General features: G+C 37.4%; 22 protein-coding genes. 13 read left to right on the top strand and 9 right to left on the bottom strand.

Features of this window, described 5'->3' with window-relative positions; translation table 11 throughout:
- The first annotated feature begins 14 nt into the window (after positions 1–14).
- From pflB to DV427_RS04710, 4 genes are all read left to right on the top strand, one after another.
- Positions 15–2,327 (top strand): formate C-acetyltransferase, encoded by a 2,313-nt coding sequence (gene pflB, locus DV427_RS04725; protein ID WP_162790262.1) that lies wholly within the window; start codon positions 15–17, stop codon positions 2,325–2,327.
- 82 nt (positions 2,328–2,409) lie between these two features.
- On the top strand, positions 2,410–2,700 hold the full coding sequence (locus tag DV427_RS04720) for a putative quinol monooxygenase (protein ID WP_005647085.1): 291 nt from the start codon (positions 2,410–2,412) through the stop codon (positions 2,698–2,700).
- Positions 2,701–2,815: 115 nt separating this feature from the next.
- Positions 2,816–3,556 carry a pyruvate formate lyase 1-activating protein gene (pflA, locus tag DV427_RS04715; RefSeq protein ID WP_005636458.1) on the top strand — a complete coding sequence of 247 codons (741 nt, stop codon included), beginning with the start codon at positions 2,816–2,818 and terminating at the stop codon, positions 3,554–3,556.
- A 31-nt stretch (positions 3,557–3,587) separates the two neighbouring features.
- Positions 3,588–4,070 carry a surface-adhesin E family protein gene (locus DV427_RS04710; RefSeq protein ID WP_114891476.1) on the top strand — a complete coding sequence of 161 codons (483 nt, stop codon included), beginning with the start codon at positions 3,588–3,590 and terminating at the stop codon, positions 4,068–4,070.
- A 46-nt stretch (positions 4,071–4,116) separates the two neighbouring features.
- Here DV427_RS04710 and dsbB read toward each other — a convergent pair whose 3' ends face one another.
- Complete coding sequence (gene dsbB, locus DV427_RS04705; protein WP_114891475.1) at positions 4,117–4,650, bottom strand: disulfide bond formation protein DsbB; 534 nt, start codon at positions 4,648–4,650, stop codon at positions 4,117–4,119.
- 9 nt (positions 4,651–4,659) lie between these two features.
- Entirely contained in the window at positions 4,660–6,204 is a 1,545-nt protein-coding gene (gene nhaB, locus DV427_RS04700) for a Na(+)/H(+) antiporter NhaB (protein WP_114891474.1), read from the bottom strand.
- Between the two features lie 127 nt (positions 6,205–6,331).
- Here nhaB and fadR point away from each other — a divergent pair, with 127 nt between their 5' ends.
- Together fadR and DV427_RS09610 are read left to right on the top strand one after the other, a co-directional pair.
- Positions 6,332–7,057 (top strand): fatty acid metabolism transcriptional regulator FadR, encoded by a 726-nt coding sequence (gene fadR / locus DV427_RS04695; RefSeq protein ID WP_114891473.1) that lies wholly within the window; start codon positions 6,332–6,334, stop codon positions 7,055–7,057.
- Positions 7,058–7,162: 105 nt separating this feature from the next.
- Entirely contained in the window at positions 7,163–7,288 is a 126-nt protein-coding gene (locus DV427_RS09610) for a hypothetical protein (protein ID WP_275895600.1), read from the top strand.
- A 267-nt stretch (positions 7,289–7,555) separates the two neighbouring features.
- On the opposite strand, the gene sodC is transcribed toward DV427_RS09610, so the two are convergent.
- Positions 7,556–8,116, bottom strand: coding sequence for a superoxide dismutase family protein (gene sodC / locus DV427_RS04690; RefSeq protein ID WP_114891472.1), 561 nt, complete (start codon positions 8,114–8,116; stop codon positions 7,556–7,558).
- A gap of 87 nt (positions 8,117–8,203) precedes the next feature.
- Positions 8,204–8,560 carry a dihydroneopterin aldolase gene (folB, locus tag DV427_RS04685; protein ID WP_046950367.1) on the bottom strand — a complete coding sequence of 119 codons (357 nt, stop codon included), beginning with the start codon at positions 8,558–8,560 and terminating at the stop codon, positions 8,204–8,206.
- A gap of 82 nt (positions 8,561–8,642) precedes the next feature.
- On the opposite strand from folB, the gene plsY reads away from it, so the two are divergent.
- The 6 genes from plsY (at position 8,643) to tnpA (ending at position 14,054) form a co-directional block, all read left to right on the top strand.
- Positions 8,643–9,242, top strand: a complete 600-nt coding sequence (gene plsY, locus DV427_RS04680) for a glycerol-3-phosphate 1-O-acyltransferase PlsY (RefSeq protein ID WP_114891471.1) — start codon at positions 8,643–8,645, stop codon at positions 9,240–9,242.
- A 41-nt stretch (positions 9,243–9,283) separates the two neighbouring features.
- A complete protein-coding gene (gene narQ / locus DV427_RS04675) occupies positions 9,284–10,987 on the top strand; it encodes a nitrate/nitrite two-component system sensor histidine kinase NarQ (RefSeq protein WP_114891470.1) in 1,704 nt (567 codons plus the stop codon).
- A gap of 75 nt (positions 10,988–11,062) precedes the next feature.
- Positions 11,063–12,088: a UDP-N-acetylmuramate dehydrogenase gene (gene murB / locus DV427_RS04670; RefSeq protein WP_114891469.1), complete on the top strand. Its 1,026-nt coding sequence runs from the start codon at positions 11,063–11,065 to the stop codon at positions 12,086–12,088.
- Positions 12,089–12,113: 25 nt separating this feature from the next.
- On the top strand, positions 12,114–12,425 hold the full coding sequence (locus DV427_RS04665) for a DUF2322 family protein (RefSeq protein ID WP_065265551.1): 312 nt from the start codon (positions 12,114–12,116) through the stop codon (positions 12,423–12,425).
- Positions 12,426–12,562: 137 nt separating this feature from the next.
- Positions 12,563–13,408 carry an RNA polymerase sigma factor RpoH gene (rpoH, locus tag DV427_RS04660; protein ID WP_005626842.1) on the top strand — a complete coding sequence of 282 codons (846 nt, stop codon included), beginning with the start codon at positions 12,563–12,565 and terminating at the stop codon, positions 13,406–13,408.
- Between the two features lie 244 nt (positions 13,409–13,652).
- Positions 13,653–14,054, top strand: a complete 402-nt coding sequence (tnpA, locus tag DV427_RS04655) for an IS200/IS605 family transposase (RefSeq protein WP_240317983.1) — start codon at positions 13,653–13,655, stop codon at positions 14,052–14,054.
- A 190-nt stretch (positions 14,055–14,244) separates the two neighbouring features.
- On the opposite strand, the gene DV427_RS04650 is transcribed toward tnpA, so the two are convergent.
- Together DV427_RS04650 and DV427_RS04645 are read right to left on the bottom strand one after the other, a co-directional pair.
- The gene (locus DV427_RS04650) at positions 14,245–14,841 is read right to left on the bottom strand and encodes a Crp/Fnr family transcriptional regulator (RefSeq protein WP_114891468.1); all 597 of its coding nucleotides are present in this window, start codon (positions 14,839–14,841) and stop codon (positions 14,245–14,247) included.
- Between the two features lie 121 nt (positions 14,842–14,962).
- Complete coding sequence (locus DV427_RS04645) at positions 14,963–16,042, bottom strand: anaerobic sulfatase maturase (protein WP_114891467.1); 1,080 nt, start codon at positions 16,040–16,042, stop codon at positions 14,963–14,965.
- 133 nt (positions 16,043–16,175) lie between these two features.
- Here DV427_RS04645 and DV427_RS04640 point away from each other — a divergent pair, with 133 nt between their 5' ends.
- Positions 16,176–16,985: a sulfite exporter TauE/SafE family protein gene (locus DV427_RS04640; protein WP_114891466.1), complete on the top strand. Its 810-nt coding sequence runs from the start codon at positions 16,176–16,178 to the stop codon at positions 16,983–16,985.
- A gap of 31 nt (positions 16,986–17,016) precedes the next feature.
- On the opposite strand, the gene ispC is transcribed toward DV427_RS04640, so the two are convergent.
- The 3 genes from ispC to pckA form a co-directional block, all read right to left on the bottom strand.
- Positions 17,017–18,210 carry a 1-deoxy-D-xylulose-5-phosphate reductoisomerase gene (gene ispC, locus DV427_RS04635; RefSeq protein ID WP_114891465.1) on the bottom strand — a complete coding sequence of 398 codons (1,194 nt, stop codon included), beginning with the start codon at positions 18,208–18,210 and terminating at the stop codon, positions 17,017–17,019.
- A 110-nt stretch (positions 18,211–18,320) separates the two neighbouring features.
- On the bottom strand, positions 18,321–18,878 hold the full coding sequence (gene frr / locus DV427_RS04630) for a ribosome recycling factor (protein WP_114891464.1): 558 nt from the start codon (positions 18,876–18,878) through the stop codon (positions 18,321–18,323).
- 150 nt (positions 18,879–19,028) lie between these two features.
- Entirely contained in the window at positions 19,029–20,645 is a 1,617-nt protein-coding gene (gene pckA, locus DV427_RS04625; RefSeq protein WP_046939458.1) for a phosphoenolpyruvate carboxykinase (ATP), read from the bottom strand.
- Positions 20,646–20,742: the final 97 nt, after the last annotated feature.

Genomic DNA, 20,742 nt, shown 5'->3' with positions numbered 1-20,742 from the left:
CAAAGGAAATGACTATGTCAGAACTTAATGAAGCGCAAAAATTGGCGTGGGCTGGTTTTGCTGGTGGTGATTGGCAAGAAGATGTCAATGTACGCGACTTTATCCAAAAAAACTATACTCCGTATGAAGGCGATGACTCTTTCTTAGCAGGCCCAACTGAAGCAACAACTAAGCTTTGGGAATCTGTGATGGAAGGAATTAAAATTGAAAACCGCACTCATGCGCCATTAGATTTTGATGAACATACTCCATCTACTATTATCTCTCACGCTCCAGGTTACATTAACAAAGATTTAGAAAAAATCGTCGGTCTTCAAACTGATGAGCCTTTAAAACGTGCCATTATGCCATTCGGTGGTATCAAAATGGTGGAAGGTTCTTGTAAAGTTTATGGTCGTGAACTTGATCCGAAAGTGAAAAAAATCTTCACGGAATACCGTAAAACACATAACCAAGGTGTGTTTGATGTTTATACGCCAGATATTTTACGTTGCCGTAAATCTGGTGTATTAACTGGTCTTCCAGATGCTTATGGTCGTGGCCGTATCATCGGTGACTACCGTCGTGTAGCACTTTACGGTGTAGACTTCTTAATGAAAGATAAATACGCACAATTCTCTTCTTTACAAAAAGATTTAGAAGATGGCGTAAATCTTGAAGCAACAATTCGTTTACGTGAAGAAATCGCAGAACAACACCGTGCATTAGGCCAATTAAAACAAATGGCTGCAAGCTATGGTTATGATATTTCCAACCCAGCAACTAATGCTCAAGAAGCCATTCAATGGATGTACTTTGCTTATCTTGCTGCAATTAAATCACAAAATGGTGCTGCAATGTCATTTGGTCGTACTGCAACCTTTATCGATATCTATATCGAACGTGATTTACAAGCAGGTAAAATTACTGAAACTGAAGCGCAAGAATTAGTTGACCACTTAGTCATGAAACTCCGTATGGTTCGTTTCTTACGTACACCTGAATACGATCAATTATTCTCTGGTGACCCAATGTGGGCAACTGAAACCATCGCAGGTATGGGGTTAGACGGTCGTACATTAGTAACCAAAAATACATTCCGTATTTTACACACCCTTTACAACATGGGTACTTCTCCAGAACCAAACTTAACGATCCTTTGGTCTGAGCAATTACCTGAAAACTTCAAACGTTTCTGTGCGAAAGTATCGATTGATACCTCATCAGTTCAATACGAAAATGATGATTTAATGCGTCCAGACTTCAACAATGATGACTACGCAATCGCATGTTGTGTATCACCAATGGTTGTGGGTAAACAAATGCAATTCTTCGGTGCACGTGCAAACTTAGCGAAAACATTGTTATACGCAATCAACGGCGGTATCGATGAAAAATTAGGTATGCAAGTCGGTCCAAAAACTGCACCAATTACTGATGAAGTATTAGATTTCGATACAGTAATGACCCGTATGGATAGTTTTATGGATTGGTTGGCCAAACAATATGTGACTGCCTTAAACGTAATCCACTATATGCACGATAAATATTCATACGAAGCAGCATTAATGGCATTACATGATCGTGATGTATACCGTACCATGGCTTGTGGTATCGCAGGTCTTTCTGTTGCGGCTGACTCACTTTCAGCAATCAAATATGCGAAAGTTAAACCAGTTCGTGGCGACATCAAAGATAAAGATGGCAATGTTGTAGCAAGCAACGTAGCGATCGACTTCGAAATCGAAGGTGAATATCCACAATATGGTAACAACGATAACCGTGTTGATGACATCGCTTGTGACTTAGTTGAACGTTTCATGAAGAAAATTCAAAAACTTAAAACTTACCGCAATGCAGTGCCTACACAATCTGTATTAACCATTACTTCTAACGTGGTTTATGGTAAGAAAACTGGTAACACCCCAGATGGTCGTCGTGCTGGTGCGCCATTCGGACCAGGAGCAAACCCAATGCACGGTCGTGACCAAAAAGGTGCGGTAGCATCATTAACTTCTGTAGCTAAACTTCCATTTGCTTACGCGAAAGATGGTATTTCTTATACCTTCTCAATCGTACCAAATGCGTTAGGTAAAGATGCAGAAGCACAACGCCGTAATCTTGCTGGCTTAATGGATGGTTACTTCCACCACGAAGCAACAGTAGAAGGCGGTCAACACTTAAACGTAAACGTGTTAAACCGTGAAATGTTGTTAGATGCAATGGAAAATCCGGATAAATATCCACAATTGACTATCCGTGTATCTGGTTACGCAGTACGTTTCAACTCTTTAACTAAAGAGCAACAACAAGACGTCGTAACCCGTACATTTACTGAGTCTTTCTAAGTAAATAAAATTATGTTTTGATATAAACCACTCCCAGACTAGTTTTGTGAGTGGTTTATTTTTATATATAGGAGAGCAAATTATGCTAACAGTTATTGCCCAATTTTCAGTAAAAGCGGACAAAATTAATGATTTCCTAGCTCAATGCCAAGAATTAATTAAGCATACTCGTCAAGAAACAGGATGTGTATCTTATGAATTACAACAAAATAGTGAGCAGGCTAATCATTATGTTTTTATTGAGCAATGGAAAAGCAAAGCCGATTTAGAACAACATTTTGCAACGCCACACTTTACCTCAATTGTACCTGTATTGGTCGAGTATTGTGAACAAGCGCCAGTGGTGCAAACCTTTCAAAAAGTCAGCGAATAATGACCGCACTTTGATAAATATATTTTAATTATGAGCCTGATTTAAATCAGGCTCATTTTTTATAGACTAAATATTTGGTAAAATTTAGCTATATCTAATTTTAGGAAATTTATGTATGTCAGTTCTTGGACGAATTCACTCTTTTGAATCCTGTGGCACTGTAGATGGGCCAGGTATTCGTTTTATTTTATTTATGCAAGGCTGCTTGATGCGCTGTAAATATTGCCACAATCGTGATACTTGGGATCTTGAAGGTGGTAAAGAAATCAGTGTCGAAGATTTAATGAAAGAAGTCGTGACTTATCGCCATTTTATGAATGCTACTGGCGGTGGTGTTACAGCATCTGGCGGTGAGGCTGTGCTACAAGCAGAGTTTGTGCGCGATTGGTTCCGTGCTTGTAAAGAGGAAGGGATTAATACTTGCTTAGATACAAATGGTTTTGTACGTCATTATGATCATATTATTGATGAATTATTAGATGTAACAGATCTTGTTTTACTCGATTTAAAAGAGCTTAATGATCAAGTTCATCAAAATCTTATTGGGGTACCAAATAAACGTACACTTGAATTTGCAAAATATTTGCAAAAACGTAATCAACGTACATGGATTCGTTATGTTGTGGTTCCTGGTTATACTGATAGCGATCACGATGTGCATTTATTAGGTCAGTTTATTGAAGGTATGACCAATATTGAAAAAGTTGAACTTCTTCCTTATCATCGATTAGGTGCGCATAAATGGAAAACCCTTGGGTTAGATTATGAGCTTGAAGATGTATTACCGCCAACCAAAGAATCGTTAGAGCATATTAAAACAATCCTAGAAGGTTATGGGCACACTGTAAAATTCTAGAGTGAATGTCAGCTAACATAAGGAGTAAATAATGAAAAAAATTATTTTAACATTATCACTTGGGCTACTTACTGCCTGTTCTGCTAAAACTCAAAAGGCTGAACAAAATGATGTAAAGCTGACACCGCCGACTGATGTGCGAAGCGGATATATACGTTTGGTGAAGAATGTAAATTATTATATCGATAGTGAATCGATCTGGGTGGATAATCAAGAACCACAAATTGTGCATTTTGATGCAGTGGTGAATTTAGATAAGGGATTGTATGTTTATCCTGAGCCTAAACGTTATGCACGTTCTGTTCGTCAGTATAAGATTTTGAATTGTGCAAATTATCATTTAACTCAAGTGCGAACTGATTTCTATGATGAATTTTGGGGGCAGGGTTTACGTGCAGCGCCTAAAAAGCAAAAGAAACATACGTTAAGTTTAACACCTGATACAACGCTTTATAATGCTGCTCAGATTATTTGTGCGAATTATGGCAGAACACAGCCTTCAGATAAAAAATAACAAAATCTAGTGAATAAAAAATACGGTGAAATTTCACCGTATTTTTTTAATTAAATATTCTTCTTTGTTTTCGTGTTTTGACTACTTGCACTATTAATAATAAAGCAAGAATTATCACATATACTGCAAAAATAAATACCAACCATTGCACCATCGTCACCCCGAATAATGACCATTGACTTTCATTACAAGAGCCGGTCGGGCTAAACATAAATGGAAACCATTGGTGAAACGGTAAAGTTTCAGGAAAGTTTGGAATAAATTCACATTGTTTCCAAGGAGCTGGATTCATTTGTAAATCAAGATGACGGAATGAAACCAATAATCCCTTAATACCACTAAATAAGCCTAATGCCAACGCGATCAATCGAATGATTAAAGCGCGAGGTTGAAGTAAACCGATAATGCCCGCAATAAACAACCCAATTATTGCTAAACGTTCATACACGCAAAGTACACAAGGTTGTAATCCCATTCCATATTGGAAGTAAAGTGCGGTGAATTCGAGTGCTAAACTTGAGAATGCCAGCAGGAACCATGCAGAACGTTTTTCAGAAAATCGTTTTAAAAGTGCGAGCATTTCTTCTCCTTAGATTGGCAAAATTAAGCCTAAACTTGCTAGCCAAATAGTCGTGGCTGGCAAGATAAATTCAATAGCTAGTAAACCAATGAGTGAAAGTACAATCGTGTAAGGTAAAGCCATATAAACCATTCTTCCGTAAGAAAGGCGAATTAATGGCGCTAGCGATGAAGTCAATAAGAACAAGAATGCAGCTTGTCCATTTGGTGTTGCTACTGACGGCAAGTTTGTCCCTGTATTGATTGCAACAGAGAGCAATTCAAATTGGTGCGGAGCAATTACGCCATTCGTTAATGCTGCTTTGGCTTCATTGATGTAAACCGTTGCGACGAATACATTATCAGATATAGAAGAAAGCAAGCCGTTAAATACATAGAATAAGACAAGCTGTATATTTTCTTCTGAAGAAAGAACGAAGTGAATAATTGGTGCAAAAAGTTTTTGATCAATAATTACGGCAACTACAGAGAAGAATACCACGAGCAATGCAGTGAAAGGCAAGGATTCTTGGAATGCTTTACCGATAGTGTGCTCGTCAGTCACACCTGTGAATGCAGTTGCAAAAATGATGATACTTAAACCAATTAAGCCTACCGCTGCAAGATGGAATGCCAATCCAAGAATTAACCAAATCGCGATTAACGCTTGGACGCCTAATTTGATTTTGTCTTGTTTAGACATTTTCTCTGAATTAGTGCGGTCTAAATCTGACAAGATTTTCCATACGTCTTCAGGTAATTTTTCACCATAACCGAATAATTTGAATTTTTCGACTAAGAAGCAAGTGAGTAATCCGCAGATAAATACTGGAACAGTAACTGGCGCCATGCGGAAGAAAAATTCGATGAAGTTCCATTTGGCTTGTTCGGCAATGATTAAGTTTTGTGGTTCACCTACCATTGTCATTACGCCACCAAGTGCGGTTCCGACTCCAGCATGCATCATCAAACTACGTAAGAATGAACGGAATTTTTCTAAGGTTTCGTGGTGTTGTGTTGCAATTTTTCCATCATCAGCAATATCAACGACATCAATTAAATTATTACCTGATGCGACTTTGTGGTAAACACCATAGAATCCCATTGCTACGCTGATAATTACGGCAACAACCGTTAATGCATCAAGGAAGGCTGATAAGAAGGCTGCGCTAAAACAGAAAGCTAAAGAAAGTGCGATTTTTGAACGAATTTTGACAAGTAGTTTCGTGAACACGTAAAGAAGCAGTTGTTTCATGAAGAAAATCCCTGCCACCATGAACATTAATAGCAATACGACTTCAAAGTTTGCCATAATTTCCGTTTTTACGTGTTCTACATTAGTCATCCCTATAATAATAGCTTCAATTGCTAATAAGCCACCAGGTTGTAACGGATAGCATTTTAATGCCATTGCTAACGTAAAAATGAATTCAGCAACGAGCAACCAACCCGCAAGAAAGGGACTGATAAAAAAGAAAATAATTGGATTAACAATGAGAAAAACGACAATGGCGAGCTTGTACCAATCTGGGCTCGCTCCAAGAAAGTTTTTCATAAAGGCTTGTGTGTTTGTCATAGAGCACTCCATTATTTTTTTATTGCCGCTAACATTGTAATATATCCCCCTTTAAAGGATAATAAAAAGTGAGTGATTTTTTTATAAAATTGCATTTTTTTTGATTTTTATCTGATTTTTTTAATATATGCAACATGATAATGACATTTTGAAAGCTCAAAGCCCCGCCGCTTTAGCTGAAGAATATATAGTGAAAAGCATTTGGCAAGATGTTTTCCCCGCGGGCAGTAATTTACCCTCAGAGCGTGATTTGGCTGATAAGATTGGTGTAACGCGTACGACTTTACGTGAAGTTTTACAACGTTTGGCGCGTGATGGTTGGTTGACGATTCAGCACGGTAAACCCACAAAAGTAAATAATATTTGGGACACTGCAGGGCCGAATATTATTGAAACGCTAATCGGTTTAGATATGCAGTCTGCACCCTTGATTATTGACAATATGTTGTCTTTACGCAGTAAAATGTCTGAATCTTATATTTATGAGGCAGTAAAAAATTCTCCTCAACAATCTGCCGCACTTTTTGCTGAATTAGAGCAATTACAAAATACGGCGCAAGATTACACAGAATTTGATTACAAATTATTTCGTCAATTTACCGTAGTGGCTAACAAACCCTTTTATCGTTTAATTTTTAATAGTTTGAAAGGTGTTTACCAACGAATTGGTTTTTTATTTTTTAAAGAAGAAAAACACCGAGAACTTACAAAAACCTTCTATTTAGAAATGCAACAAATTTGCCTTGCGGGAAATGCTGATGCGGTGGTGGATTGTATTCGTAAACACAATTTACGTTCTTCAACTTATTGGAAAGCTATTCTAGAGCGATTGCCGCAGAACCTTTCGGATTAATTTCAACATCAAAAGTGCGGTGGATTTTAACCGCACTTTATATCTGAACATTTAAAATTACATTCTACTCAAATATCCAGCTACCCAATATTTTTAAATGCGTACTTGTTTAAATATTTTCGAGATTACCATCGCTTATTTCTAACTTCAATTATCAAAACTAAAGTCGCCATTGCAGCAGAGCCATTTAACCAAAAAGATGCCATTTTCTTAAAATCAGAAAAAGAATAACTATCAAGCTTTAGAAGCAGCTCAAATAAACTAAACACTAACGTAAAAAATGTAAAACAAATAATAAATATAATCACCCAAAATATAAGATACTGAAGTAATAACTTAGTTTTCAATACTCCTCCCGATACGTAGAGTCATTATTAAATATATTACTACTTTAGCTATGTTCCAAGCCACTGCTAATGGCTAGATATGATGTTGCATTGCGTTTAAACACAAAGTGCGGTCAAAATTGACCGCACTTTTTTATATTTAGAAATCGACTTATTTAATCACGCCACATGCCATACGTGGGCCGCCACCGCCAAGTGGAGCTGGATGATCGGAGTGATTATCACCACCAGCGTGGATCATAATAGAGTGACCGCGAACATCATCTAAATGTTTAAGACGTGGTGCTAAAACAGGGTTTGTTGCTGTGCCATCATGTAATACAGTTAATGCCGGTAAATCACCTAAGTGTGCGTCATCTTGCCATGGGTAACCGTGTTGTTTTGCACCTTTAGGATCCCAGTGACCACCAGCGCCTAAACCTGCTGTCAATTTACCCTCTTTTTCTTTTGGCTCACAGCTTGGATTTTCATGGATGTGGAATCCATGTAAGCCTTCACTTAATCCTTGTAAATTAGGGGTAAACACAAGACCATAGTTAGATTCAGTAATAGTCACTGTACCCACATCTTTGTTACCATTTACTGGATCAAGTTGTTGCACTTTCACTTCAATAGAAACACCTTTTGGTGCCATATTGTGATCATGTGCTTGCGCCACACCAACTGAACATACCGCACTAACCGCTAGTGCTAATAAGGTTTTCATATTCATTGCAATCTCCTTTATTGCAGTAAAAACTCATGAGTATTTTAGTCAATTTCGTTTAAAAGGCCGACAAGTTTTTACGAAAATTTCACATTATTTTAAACATCCACGTACAATCAATACGCCAACATTTCGAGCTTGCGCAACAGCTTTCGGTTTACTCAGTTTAATTTTTAATCCTTGAAGTTGATAACGCGACTCAAGCAAATCCGCCACTTCATAAGCCACTCGCTCAATCAACAAGAAAGGTTTACTTTCCACATAATCAATTATCACTTGGCTCACTTCAGCATAATTCAAACAATATGCAACATCATCCGTTTCCGCCGCTTGTTTAGAATCCCAAGCCATTTCCAAATCAAACACAAGTTTTTGCTTAATTTGCTGTTCCCAATCATATACGCCAATTTGAGCAAAAACAGTCAATTCTTCAATAAAAACACGATCCATAAAATTTCCTCTAAAATTATTGTAGGCGTATGCTATCAACTTTGGGTAGAATAACGAATAATTTTTCTTGCTGGAGTACAAAATGAGCCTTTTCGCCCTTTTTTATATGCTTTGTGCCTATCTTTTAGGCTCTATTTCCAGTGCTATTCTAATTTGTCGCGTTGCAGGCTTGCCTGATCCTCGTCAAAATGGCTCACACAATCCAGGGGCAACAAATGTGATTCGTATCGGTGGTCGTTGGTCTGCTCTCGCCGTACTGATTATTGATATTTTAAAAGGCATGACACCAGTATGGGTTGGTTACTATTTAGGTCTCACACAATTTGAATTAGGCATGGTCGCACTAGGTGCTTGCTTGGGACACATTTTCCCCATTTTCTTCCAATTCAAAGGTGGCAAAGGCGTCGCAACCGCTTTCGGTGCGATTGCACCAATTTCTTGGGCTGTAGCTGGTTCTACATTAGGCACTTGGGTCTTCGTTTTTCTTATCAGCGGCTATTCTTCATTAAGTGCGGTTATCTCTGCTTTACTCGTGCCTTTTTATGTATGGTGGTTTAAACCTGAATTTACTTTTCCCGTTGCACTGGTGTGTTGCCTATTAATTTATCGTCATCACGATAACGTTCAACGTTTATGGCGCGGTCAAGAAGATAAAGTTTGGGCTAAATTTAAAAAGAAATAAAAAATTCACCGCACTTTTCTAAATTTCCACTGGAGTTTCCTGTGCATACTAAACGTTCAGTTTCCACTCGTATTGCTAAATATTTATTCATCATTCTCATCGTTGCTGGCGTAATTAGCTCACTAAGTTTGGCAATTATGAGCAGTAATAAATATGACGCAGAAGCCATTAATATTTCAGGTTCTTTGCGGATGCAAAGTTATCGCCTGCTCTATGAAATGCAAGAACAACCAGAAAGTGTGGAAACGAACTTACGTCGTTATCATATAAGTCTTCATTCATCTGCTTTATTGGAAGTCCAAAATCAATTTTTCACACCGAATGTATTAAAACATTCCTATCAAAACATTTTGCAACGTTGGACAAACATGGAAAAATATGCCCGTCAACACGATGTAAAAAACTATAGTAATCAGCTCACTGACTACGTGGCGGATGTTGATTATTTTGTGTTTGAGCTACAACGTTTCAGTGAACAAAAATGGATTTTGGGCGTATCGGTGCTATTTTTCGCGATGTGGTTAATTTTACTCATGGTGTCTTATGTGATTTGGTACACACAGCGGGAAGTCGTAAAACCATTGCACTTAATGACGAAAGCCAGTATGCAAGTGCAAATGCGTCAATTCAATCATATTCCGCTTGATACAACGAAACAAAATGAGCTCGGTACATTGGCGCGTATTTTTACACAAATGTCCACGGAGCTTGGTCAGCTTTATTCACGTTTGGAAGAAACAGTAAACGAAAAAACACAAAAGTTACGCCAAACTAACCGCTCTTTGACTACGCTTTATCAAAGTTCTCAAATTCTTAATGCCAATACGCTCAACGATAAAGTATTAAGCCAAGTGCTTGATCACATTCTGGTCAGCGAGAATTTGAAATATATCAAAGTTGAAGTTATGGGTGCAGAGCATTGGGATATTGCTTTTGGCACTCAAGATTTAGACTGCTCTTTGCAAACTGAGACACTTTCTGTCGATAACGAAGAATTCGGTGCACTCTCTTGGCAAGCAGGATTACCTTGTCCCGATCCGAGAATGATGCAAAACCTTGCTCAAATGCTTGCACGAGCCCTTTATTTCCAAAAAAGTTTACGCCAACAAGAACAGCTCTTATTGATGGAAGAGCGGTCAATTATCGCGCGAGAATTGCATGACTCGTTGGCTCAAGTGCTATCATTTTTACAGATCCAGCTTACATTACTTAAACATAACTTGAAGAAAGAAGGCGATTCATCCAAAGAACAAAGTTTGGTCATTATTCGTGATTTTGAACAGGCTCTTTCGAGTGGATATGCACAATTACGCGAGCTTTTAGCCACTTTCCGTTTAACTATACAAGAAGCTAATTTACAGCTTGCGCTAGAACAAGTGATTGACTCATTACGTTCACAAACAACGATGCAAATGAACGTTAATAGCCAATTGCCATCACAAAGTTTGAATCCACAACAACTGGTGCATGTGCTACAAATTGTACGTGAAGCCACCACCAATGCGATCAAACATTCTCAGGGCACAGCAATTGAAATTAGCGCCAAAATTAATGCAGAAGGCGAATACGAAATTTTAGTTGAAGATAATGGTATTGGTATTCAAGACCTTGAAGAGCCTGAAGGTCATTATGGGTTAAATATTATGACTGAACGTAGTCGCCAACTTAACGCAGAATTTAACATCATCCGTCGCGAACAAGGCGGTACACAAGTGAAAATCACTCTTCCACACGCATTATGTTGATTACGGTGGATATAATTATTCATAGCAACTGGTATAAAAGATAAATTTTTTATACACCCGACAATGGTATTTTAAATGCAAAATTTACAGCCTTTTCACACTTTCCATATTCATGCTAATGCTCGTGAAATTATCGAAGCACATAACATTGAACAACTACAACAAGCATGGGCTCATTCAAAAGCGGAAAATTTACCCGCACTTTTTCTAGGTCAAGGCAGTAATATGCTATTTCTAGATGATTTTAATGGCGTGGTGATTTTAAATCGTTTAATGGGCATTACTCACCAACAGGATTCTGATTTTCACTACCTGCATGTGAATGGCGGTGAAAATTGGCATGAATTGGTGGAGTGGTCTATCAATAATGGTATTTATGGATTAGAAAACCTAGCTCTGATTCCTGGCTGTGCAGGCTCTGCGCCAATTCAAAATATCGGTGCATACGGTGTGGAATTTAAAGATGTATGCGATTATGTAGATGTGCTTAATTTAAACACAAATGAAACCTTCCGACTCGACGTAGAACAATGTGAATTTGGTTATCGTGAAAGTATTTTCAAACATCGTTATCAACAAGGTTACGTGATGACAGCGGTTGGGTTAAAACTCACAAAAAATTGGCAGCCTATTCTAAAATATGGCTCGCTTGTAGAGTTCGATCCAAAAACAGTCACCGCTAAACAAATTTTTGATGAAGTCTGTCATATCCGTCAAAGTAAATTACCTAATCCAAATGAATTTGGTAATGCGGGCAGTTTCTTTAAAAATCCGGTGGTCAGTTCAGAACATTTTAAAGAAATCAAAAAACATCACGAAAATCTACCGCACTTTCCACAGGCAGATGGTTCAGTGAAATTAGCGGCAGGCTGGCTGATTGAACAATGCAATCTTAAAGGTTTTCAAATTGGCGGTGCAGCCGTTCATGAAAAACAAGCATTAGTATTAATTAACAAAAGCAAGGCAACAGGACAAGATGTGGTCAAACTCGCCCATCATGTTCGCCAAACTGTTGCAGAAAAATTTGGCGTATATTTACAGCCTGAAGTACGATTTATCGGTGCAACTGGCGAAGTAAATAGCGAGCAAACTATCTCATAATTTATATAGATTAAGGAAATAAACCATGAGCTTTAAAGAAATTTTAGAAACCTTACCCACAATCGAGCATTTAACCGGTCTAAATGTGATGGATGGTGAAACGATTATCCACAACATTCCAGCTATACCAGGTAAATTAGGTTCGCTTCGCCTTTATAATGCATTGGCTGAAAAATTTAACGGGAAATTAAACCGCACTTCCGCACAACAAGGCGTTGAATGGTTTGCAGAACACGTTGAAGATGCTAAAGCGAATCCAGGCAAGCATCCGAATATTGATTTACTATTTAAAGTGATTGATGAAAATCTTAATTTAACCCTGATTCCACTTTGCTAATTAATCAGAATTATTTAGAATAATTGAACTTTTGATTGATAAAACCTGTCTTATTAACAAATTGGTTCAATAAGATAGCTTATTGTGCTATAACTAGGTTCATTGATTGGCAAAAGCCAAAATAAAGAAGGGAAACGATGGATAAAGAAACACAAATGATGTTAGTTCCTCAAGGCAGTATCGAAGGTTATATTCGTGCGGCAAATGAATATCCGATGCTGACCGCAGAGGAAGAAAAGGAATTGGCAGAACGTTTGTATTATCACGAGGATTTAGATGCTGCGAAAAAACTCATTTTGTCGCATCTTCGTTTCGTGATCCATGTTGCGCGTGGCTATTCTGGCTATGGTCTGCCACAAGCTGACTTAATCCAAGAAGGCAATATCGGCTTAATGAAAGCTGTCAAACGTTTTAACCCTGAAGTTGGTGTACGTTTGGTGTCATTCGCCGTGCATTGGATTAAAGCAGAGATCCACGAATATGTTCTTCGTAACTGGCGTATCGTAAAAGTCGCAACCACGAAGGCTCAACGTAAATTATTTTTCAACCTACGAAAAACTAAACAGCGTTTAGGTTGGTTCAATGAAAACGAAGTGGATATTGTGGCAAACGAGTTAGGCGTATCCAAAGAAGATGTGATCGAAATGGAATCACGTATGAGCGGCGCAGATGTAGGTTTTGATTTACCTACTGATGATGCTGAAACAGAGACCTATTCTCCAGCCCTTTATTTGGAAGATAAAAGTTCTAATTTCGCTGCAGAGCTGGAAAATGAAAACTTTGAAAGCCAAGCAACCGAGCAATTAGGTGCAGCGCTACAAAGCCTAGATGCGCGTAGTCAAGATATTATCAAAGCTCGTTGGTTAGACGATAACAAAGCTACATTGCACGACTTAGCGGCAAAATATAATGTCTCTGCTGAACGTATTCGTCAATTAGAAACCAATGCACTGAAAAAATTAAAAAGTGCGGTGAGTTTTTAAATAATTTAGAAAAAGAAAACCTGCTGATTAGCAGGTTTTTTTATTATAGCCAGACGAAAGTCTGGCTACAAAAACCATACGCTATGCGTATGGAGCCAAATAGCTTAAGCGATGAACAGAAAAAATCCTCGCTATATAATGAACAAGGCTGACAACCATAATTCAACATATAGGAGTTATCATGGTAAGTAAAACCAGTGACAATTCAAGTCTATCACACACAAAATAGAACGGTAAGTATCACATTGTATTTATCCCGAAGTACAGAAGAAAAGCAATTTATGGAAAGTTAAGAGCAGATATAGGTCAAATATTGAGGCAGTTATGTGACTATAAAAATGTGGAGATAATAGAAGCGCATGCAATGCCAGACCCTATCCATATGCTCTTAAAAATCCCACCTAAAATATCAGTATCAGGTTTTATGGGCTATCTGAAGGGGAAGTCAGCGCTAATAATTTTTGAAAGACACGCGAACTTAAAATATAGATATGGAAATAGGCATTTCTGGGCGAAAGGATTTTTTGTAAGCACAGTAGGGTTAAATACAAAAGCAGTAGAGGATTATATAAGAAACCAAGAAAAAGAAGATATGGTTCAAGATAATTTATCAACGAAAGAACATGTTGACCCCTTTAAGGGGTAATCAAGGAAATAATTAGCTGCGGTTGTCAGTTCTCACAAGCCCCTTGAGGGGCCGGTGAAGTATAGGCCCTGATATGGTAGCCTAAAAACCGCATGTTTTACGTGCGGATTGTTATTTTATATGTAGGTAAAAAGCACTTTACTTACTAAAATATTATTTGGATGGATAGTCCAAAACCATAATCTTGAATTTAAGAGCAGATTCTTAGATGCCTTGTATTTTTGTCTAGAATTCCTTGTTTCTTTAATTCTTGACTAATACGAATAGCCGTTTCTGTTTCACATCCACAAAATTCAGCTACTTCTCGGTAGGTCCAAGGATAATCGGGATAACTTTCAGTTAAATTTTCAATTGCATCAATTATACGTTCGTAGCTTCGTTTATAGGCTGTACTACTTACTCGGTGTTCTGCGTCATATAATTCATTCGAAAGTTGTTTCATAAGATAGCAGGAAAAATCAGGATTATTTGCAATAAAAGTAGTGTGATTTCCAGGAAATATACGAATAATATCTGCTTCTAGTAATACCTTTGCACTACAATGATAAGTTGTTTCACTAAAGATTGTTCTAAACCCAAAATACTCGTTAGCATGATAAAGTCGAATCAAGGTTTCTTTACCATTTTCTAAGCTATGATAAAGCCGGACAAGCCCTCGTTTTAAAAAATAAAATTCTTTAGGTTTTTCACCTTGAGTATAAATTAAGCTGTTTTTCCCTAGTGTTTTACTTTCAGAAATAATGCATTGGTGTAAATTTTGAGGTAAATAAGGTGATGAGCTTGACATAAATATCCTTTTATTACATAAACAACTTTAGATTACTATACAAATTTCTGTTTTTATCTGCTATAAGCAAGTTTTAAAAGTGTTAACTTGGTAACAAAATTTTTATTTTAAATGAATAATGTTATTTTGCTTTACCAAAGCATTTTGCAAATTCTTTCAAATAGGGTTCCATATGAGAGAGCGCTGCATAATAGGCTTCACATAGTTGATTATGTGGTTTTTCAAATCCTTGAACCGTTCGATGTTTTGGGCAACCTCCATGACAGGCAAAACGAAATTTACAGCTTTTGCATCGTTCGGAAAGAAAGGATTTCGCTGAACCGAAATGTTTTTGTTTTATGTTATCAACCAATGTTACTAGTGGCGTTTCTATGAGGTTTCCTAACTTGTACTCAGGGTAAACATAATGATCGCAACTATAAATATCCCCATTTTGTTCAATAACTAATTGATCACCGCAGGTTTCACGAAAAATACATAAACCAGGTTGTAATCCAAGATAGGCCATAAACCATTGTTCAATAAACTGAATCCCAATTTTTCCTACATCATTAGCGTACCATTCATCAAAAATATTAATTAGAAACTGCCCATAATCCTTTGCAGAGGCTTGTTGCTTATAATCTCCCATTAGTGGAATAAATTGCATATATGGTGATCCAATTCGTTTTAGAAAATGATAGATTTCTTTGCCATGTAGAACATTTAGATTATGCACTACTGTGAGAGTATTAAAAGACACTTGATAGTTATGTAGTAAATCTAGTGCATCTATTACTTGTTGAAATGTGCCTTTGCCATTTTTAGTTAAACGATAGGCATCATGTAAGTGTTCTGGGCCATCTATAGAAAGCCCCACAAGAAAATTATGATCATGTAGAAAACGGCACCAATCGGCATTAAGTAATACACCATTGGTTTGTAGTGAATTTTCTATTTGTTTTCCATTAGCATATTTATGCTGAAAATCGACCGCTCTTTTATAGAAATCAAGGCTTGCCATGGTTGGCTCGCCGCCTTGCCAGAGGAAAGTTACTTGTTGTTGAGGGGCTGTTTCTATGTAAGATTTGATATAGGTTTCTAATACCTCATCACTCATGGCTCGTTGATTTAAATGAGGTTTTTCCAAGTAAAAGCAATACTGGCAATCTAAATTACAAATTGAGCCAGTAGGTTTTGCCATTAATTGAAATGAATTCATATCTACGTATCCTCCTTATTCTTTTTATCATAACAGAATAATTTTAACTGTATATGATAGCGATCATAAGTTGCACATATGCTCTTACGTCAAAATGAAGTATGATTAAATGAATTTTTAAATAGGATCTAAGATGGCACTTAGCACAATTTTTATCTTACTGATTTGCGGTATTTGTACCAATATGGTTTCTGCTATTTTTGGTATTGGCGGTGGGGTATTGATCGTGCCAATTTTACGTACATTATTTCCCGAATTGCCGATTCAAGTTATTTCAGCTACATCACTTACCATTGTGATGTGTACCGCATTGATTAACTTATTATTTTTCCATAAGCAAAAAATTAAAATTGATCATATCAATATGATTTTATGGTCTATAGCAATGGTTATTGGCGTGCAAATTGGTTTTGAATTAAGTTTTTATTTTTCTACAGCGATAATTAGTTTAATTTTTACAGTAAGTTTGAGTGCACTAGCGATTAAAACATTTTTAAACAGATCGAGAACACAAATAGAAGTGCCTAATATGTCTCCTATAGAACGAGCGAAAGGTAGCATTAGCTGTTGTGGCGGAGGATTAATTGCGGGTATTACAGGTATTGGAGGCGGTTCTATTCTTGCTCCCCTTGTCGGACAATTAAAGGGGGTAAAAACGCAACAAATTGCCGTTTATACGAACTATATGATGATTATTGGCGGTATTGGTAATCTATACGGCTATCTCACTAGAGTTTTTCCCTATGATATCAGCCTAAGTGGTCAATTAGGGTATGTAAATTTTCTTGTAGTTGGTGTCGTTACCTTGGGGTCATTTGGAATGAGTTTCTTCTCAATGAAATTGCGTGGATTAATGAATCCGGCTTTAACAAGAAAATTATTGGCGATTATTTTATTTTGTATTGCAGCCTATATGTGTATTTTGGAATTTGTATTCCATTAAATCGAATAAACTAGACCTAGTTATGCTAGGTCTATTCCCCAATTAGCGTTTTCGCAATTTCTCTTGCTTGTGCATCAATTTCGAGTACATCATCAATATTTTGAATGGTATAAGGCGAAATTTTCTCAATTGTTTTTGCATTAATTTTTGTAATATCCATAAAGCTAATTTGACGATCTAAAAATGCTTGTACGGCAATTTCATTAGCTGCATTCATTGCTGTTGTCGCATATTGACCCGCAGCAAAGGCATCAATAGCCAGTTTTAAATTTGGATAGCGATTAAAATCAGGTTCAATAAATGTTAGTTCTTTGATTTTAAAGAAATCGAGTGGTTCTACTCCCGCAAAAGTGCGGTGAGGATATGCCATAGTTTCTGCAATTGGTGTACGCATATCTGGGTTTCCCATTTGAGCGATGACTGAGCCATCAACATAACGCACCATAGAATGAATAATCGATTGTGGATGAATAATGACTTCCATTTCTTCCCCACTTGCGTTGAAAAGCCAGCGAGCCTCAATGTATTCCAAGCCCTTATTCATCATTGTAGCTGAATCGACAGAGATTTTTTTACCCATAGACCAATTAGGGTGCGCAACTGCTTGTTCTGGTGTGATGTTGGTGAATTGTTCAAGTGGCGTGTAACGGAATGGCCCGCCAGAACCGGTGAGTATAATTTTACTTACACCTAATTCAGAAAGTGGGCAAAAACCGATTTTTTCTTGTGCTTCTGGCGGTAACGATTGAAAGATCGCATTATGTTCACTGTCTACTGGTAAAAGCTTCGCGCCATAGTTTTTTACAGCATCAATAAAAAGCTGTCCACAGGTTACCAATGATTCTTTATTTGCTAGTAATACCCTTTTACCAGCCTTAACCGCTGAAAGAGTCGGTAACAATCCTGCTGCACCAACAATCGATGCCATTATCTGATCGGAATCTGGATGTGCTGCAAGTTCACAAATAGCTTGTTGTCCTGCTAATACTTCCGTTGGAATATGATGCGCAATTAATTTCTCACGTAAAATTTTAGCCGCATTTACATCATCAAGAGCCGCAAAGTGCGGTCGGAATTTGATACATTGTTCAAACATTACTTCTACGTTTTTTCCGCCGACGAGTGCAAATGCATGATATTTCTGAGGGTTATTTTCGATAACGGAAAGGGTGCTCTTACCGATTGATCCCGTTGAACCAAGAATGACAATGTTTTGTTTTTGCATAGAATCTTTACCGCACTTTGTTGATTATATTTTCATTGGTACGTCTAAATTCGCATACCTAATAAAATAAAGGCAGACAAAACTGTCTGCCTTTCGCATTTTTTTTATGATTAGAAATCCATCAATTCTTTTTCTTTATCCGCTAATACTTCATCTACTTTTTTAATGTAAATATCTGTGATTTTTTGGATTTCTTCTTCTGCTTTATGTTGTTCGTTTTCGCTAATTTCTTTGTCTTTTAATAATGCTTTGATTTTATCATTCGCATCACGACGCACGTTGCGAACCGCAACTTTACCTTGTTCACCTTCGCCTTTTACAATTTTGATTAAATCGCGACGACGTTCTTCTGTTAATGGAGGAAGCGGAACACGGATTGTGGTACCCGCTGAAGATGGGTTTAAACCTAAATCTGAGGTTAAAATTGCTTTTTCTACCGCAGAGATTAAAGAACGATCAAAAACAGTTACAGCTAAAGTACGTGCATCTTCTGCCACTACGTTTGCTAATTGGCGAAGTGGAGTCGCCGCACCATAATATTCAACTTGAATTGTATCAAGTAAACTTGGTTGTGCACGACCAGTACGGATTTTCGAAATATGGCCTTTTAATGCTTCAAGGCTTTTTTCCATACGATCTTGAGCATCTTTTTTAATTTGGTTAAGCATTACATTGTCCTTTTAATTGACGAAAGTTAAAACGTGGTGATTTTACTGGATTTTTGTCAATTTTTGAATACATTTATCAGCTTGAAAACAGATAAAAAATGACCGCACTTCAGTTACCCAAAGTGCGGTTAATATTTTTAGTATTTTTAATTAAGCTTTAGGACCAGCTGCAATTAAAGCTTTGCCTTCTTCGTTAGTTGCATATTTAACAAAGTTTTTCACAAAGCGACCTGCTAAGTCTTCAGCTTTTGATTGCCATTGTGCTTTATCTGCGTAAGTATCACGAGGATCTAAGATTGCAGAATCTACACCTGGTAATGCTTTAGGAATTGCTAAGTTGAAGATTGGCAATTCGCCCATTTCAGCTTTTTCAATTGAGCCATCTAAGATTGCATCAATAATTCCGCGAGTATCTTTGATTGAGATACGTTTGCCTGTACCATTCCAACCAGTATTCACTAAGTAAGCTTCAGCACCGGCTGCTTGCATACGTTTTACTAACACTTCTGCATATTGAGTTGGGTGAAGCGTTAAGAACGCAGCACCGAAACATGCTGAGAAAGTTGGAGTTGGTTCAGTAATACCACGTTCAGTCCCTGCTAATTTTGCAGTGAAACCTGATAAGAAGTAGTATTTAGTTTGTTCTGGTGTCAATTTAGATACTGGTGGTAACACGCCAAATGCATCAGCAGTTAAGAAAATAACTTTAGTTGCGTGACCAGCACGAGAAACTGGTTTTACAATGTTATCAATGTGATAAATTGGGTAAGACACGCGAGTATTTTCTGTTTTTGAACCGTCATCAAAATCAACAGAACCATCTGCACGAACAACTACGTTTTCTAATAATGCATCGCGACGGATAGCGCGGTAAATATCTGGTTCATTTTCTTCTGAAAGGTGAATGGTTTTCGCATAGCAACCACCTTCAAAGTTAAAGATACCAACATCATCCCAACCGTGTTCATCGTCACCGATTAATTCACGTTTTGGATCGGTTGAAAGGGTTGTTTTACCTGTACCAGATAAGCCGAAGAAGATTGCTACATCGCCATCTTTACCAACGTTAGCTGAGCAGTGCATTGCGCCAACACCTTTAAGTGGTAGGAAGTAGTTCATCATTGAGAACATACCTTTTTTCATTTCACCGCCGTACCAAGTACCACCGATTAATTGAATGCGCTCAGTTAAGTTGAAAGCAACGAAGTTTTCTGAATTTAAACCTTGTTCTTTCCAGTTTGGATTGGTTACTTTAGAACCGTTCATTACAACGAAATCTGGTTCAAAATTTTTGAGTTGTTCTTCAGTTGGGCGAATAAACATATTTTTCACAAAGTGTGCTTGCCATGCAACTTCAGTGACAATACGTACTGCAATACGGTCGTGTTCGCTAGCGCCACAGAAACCATCAACCACAAATAAGCGTTTACGAGAAAGTTGGTTAGTCACCAAATCTTTTAAGCTTTGCCATGTAGCTTGGTTCATTGGTTTGTTGTCATTTTTCGCTGCTTCAGAGGTCCACCAAACAGTATCTTTGGTTTTTTCATCTAACACAATATATTTATCTTTTGGTGAACGGCCAGTAAAGATACCAGTATCCACAGCTACTGCACCAGTCGTAGTTAAAGTACCTTTTTCAAAGCCTTCTAAACCTGGATTGGTTTCTTCTTCGAACAATTGCTCGTAGCTTGGATTGTAGACAACTTCTTTTACGTCATAAATGCCTAGAGCTTCAAGTTCTTTTACTACTTTGTTTAAGTCTGTCATAAGTCACCTCTAATATTTAAGATTAAAATTTAACTGTCGCCTATTCTAAAGAATGTCAATGTAAAAAAATGTTAACTAGATCTCATTTTTGAAAAAT

This window comes from Haemophilus haemolyticus, from assembly GCF_003351405.1.
GTDB lineage: Bacteria > Pseudomonadota > Gammaproteobacteria > Enterobacterales > Pasteurellaceae > Haemophilus > Haemophilus haemolyticus_N.
Note: the sequence above shows the minus strand (reverse complement) of the source record. Positions and strands in the feature narration are given on the sequence as shown.

What these genes read in the sequence shown, in the direction of transcription:
- DV427_RS04645 (WP_114891467.1), bottom strand. Translation starts at nt 16,042, where the DNA reads ATGAATTCATTTCAATTAATGGCAAAACCTACTGGCTCAATTTGTAAT.
- DV427_RS04720 (WP_005647085.1), top strand. Translation starts at nt 2,410, where the DNA reads ATGCTAACAGTTATTGCCCAATTTTCAGTAAAAGCGGACAAAATTAAT.
- DV427_RS04650 (WP_114891468.1), bottom strand. Translation starts at nt 14,841, where the DNA reads ATGTCAAGCTCATCACCTTATTTACCTCAAAATTTACACCAATGCATT.
- murB (WP_114891469.1), top strand. Translation starts at nt 11,063, where the DNA reads ATGCAAAATTTACAGCCTTTTCACACTTTCCATATTCATGCTAATGCT.
- fadR (WP_114891473.1), top strand. Translation starts at nt 6,332, where the DNA reads ATGCAACATGATAATGACATTTTGAAAGCTCAAAGCCCCGCCGCTTTA.
- DV427_RS04665 (WP_065265551.1), top strand. Translation starts at nt 12,114, where the DNA reads ATGAGCTTTAAAGAAATTTTAGAAACCTTACCCACAATCGAGCATTTA.
- folB (WP_046950367.1), bottom strand. Translation starts at nt 8,560, where the DNA reads ATGGATCGTGTTTTTATTGAAGAATTGACTGTTTTTGCTCAAATTGGC.
- pckA (WP_046939458.1), bottom strand. Translation starts at nt 20,645, where the DNA reads ATGACAGACTTAAACAAAGTAGTAAAAGAACTTGAAGCTCTAGGCATT.
- pflA (WP_005636458.1), top strand. Translation starts at nt 2,816, where the DNA reads ATGTCAGTTCTTGGACGAATTCACTCTTTTGAATCCTGTGGCACTGTA.
- ispC (WP_114891465.1), bottom strand. Translation starts at nt 18,210, where the DNA reads ATGCAAAAACAAAACATTGTCATTCTTGGTTCAACGGGATCAATCGGT.
- dsbB (WP_114891475.1), bottom strand. Translation starts at nt 4,650, where the DNA reads ATGCTCGCACTTTTAAAACGATTTTCTGAAAAACGTTCTGCATGGTTC.
- DV427_RS04710 (WP_114891476.1), top strand. Translation starts at nt 3,588, where the DNA reads ATGAAAAAAATTATTTTAACATTATCACTTGGGCTACTTACTGCCTGT.
- pflB (WP_162790262.1), top strand. Translation starts at nt 15, where the DNA reads ATGTCAGAACTTAATGAAGCGCAAAAATTGGCGTGGGCTGGTTTTGCT.
- DV427_RS04640 (WP_114891466.1), top strand. Translation starts at nt 16,176, where the DNA reads ATGGCACTTAGCACAATTTTTATCTTACTGATTTGCGGTATTTGTACC.
- plsY (WP_114891471.1), top strand. Translation starts at nt 8,643, where the DNA reads ATGAGCCTTTTCGCCCTTTTTTATATGCTTTGTGCCTATCTTTTAGGC.
- sodC (WP_114891472.1), bottom strand. Translation starts at nt 8,116, where the DNA reads ATGAATATGAAAACCTTATTAGCACTAGCGGTTAGTGCGGTATGTTCA.
- nhaB (WP_114891474.1), bottom strand. Translation starts at nt 6,204, where the DNA reads ATGACAAACACACAAGCCTTTATGAAAAACTTTCTTGGAGCGAGCCCA.
- frr (WP_114891464.1), bottom strand. Translation starts at nt 18,878, where the DNA reads ATGCTTAACCAAATTAAAAAAGATGCTCAAGATCGTATGGAAAAAAGC.
- rpoH (WP_005626842.1), top strand. Translation starts at nt 12,563, where the DNA reads ATGGATAAAGAAACACAAATGATGTTAGTTCCTCAAGGCAGTATCGAA.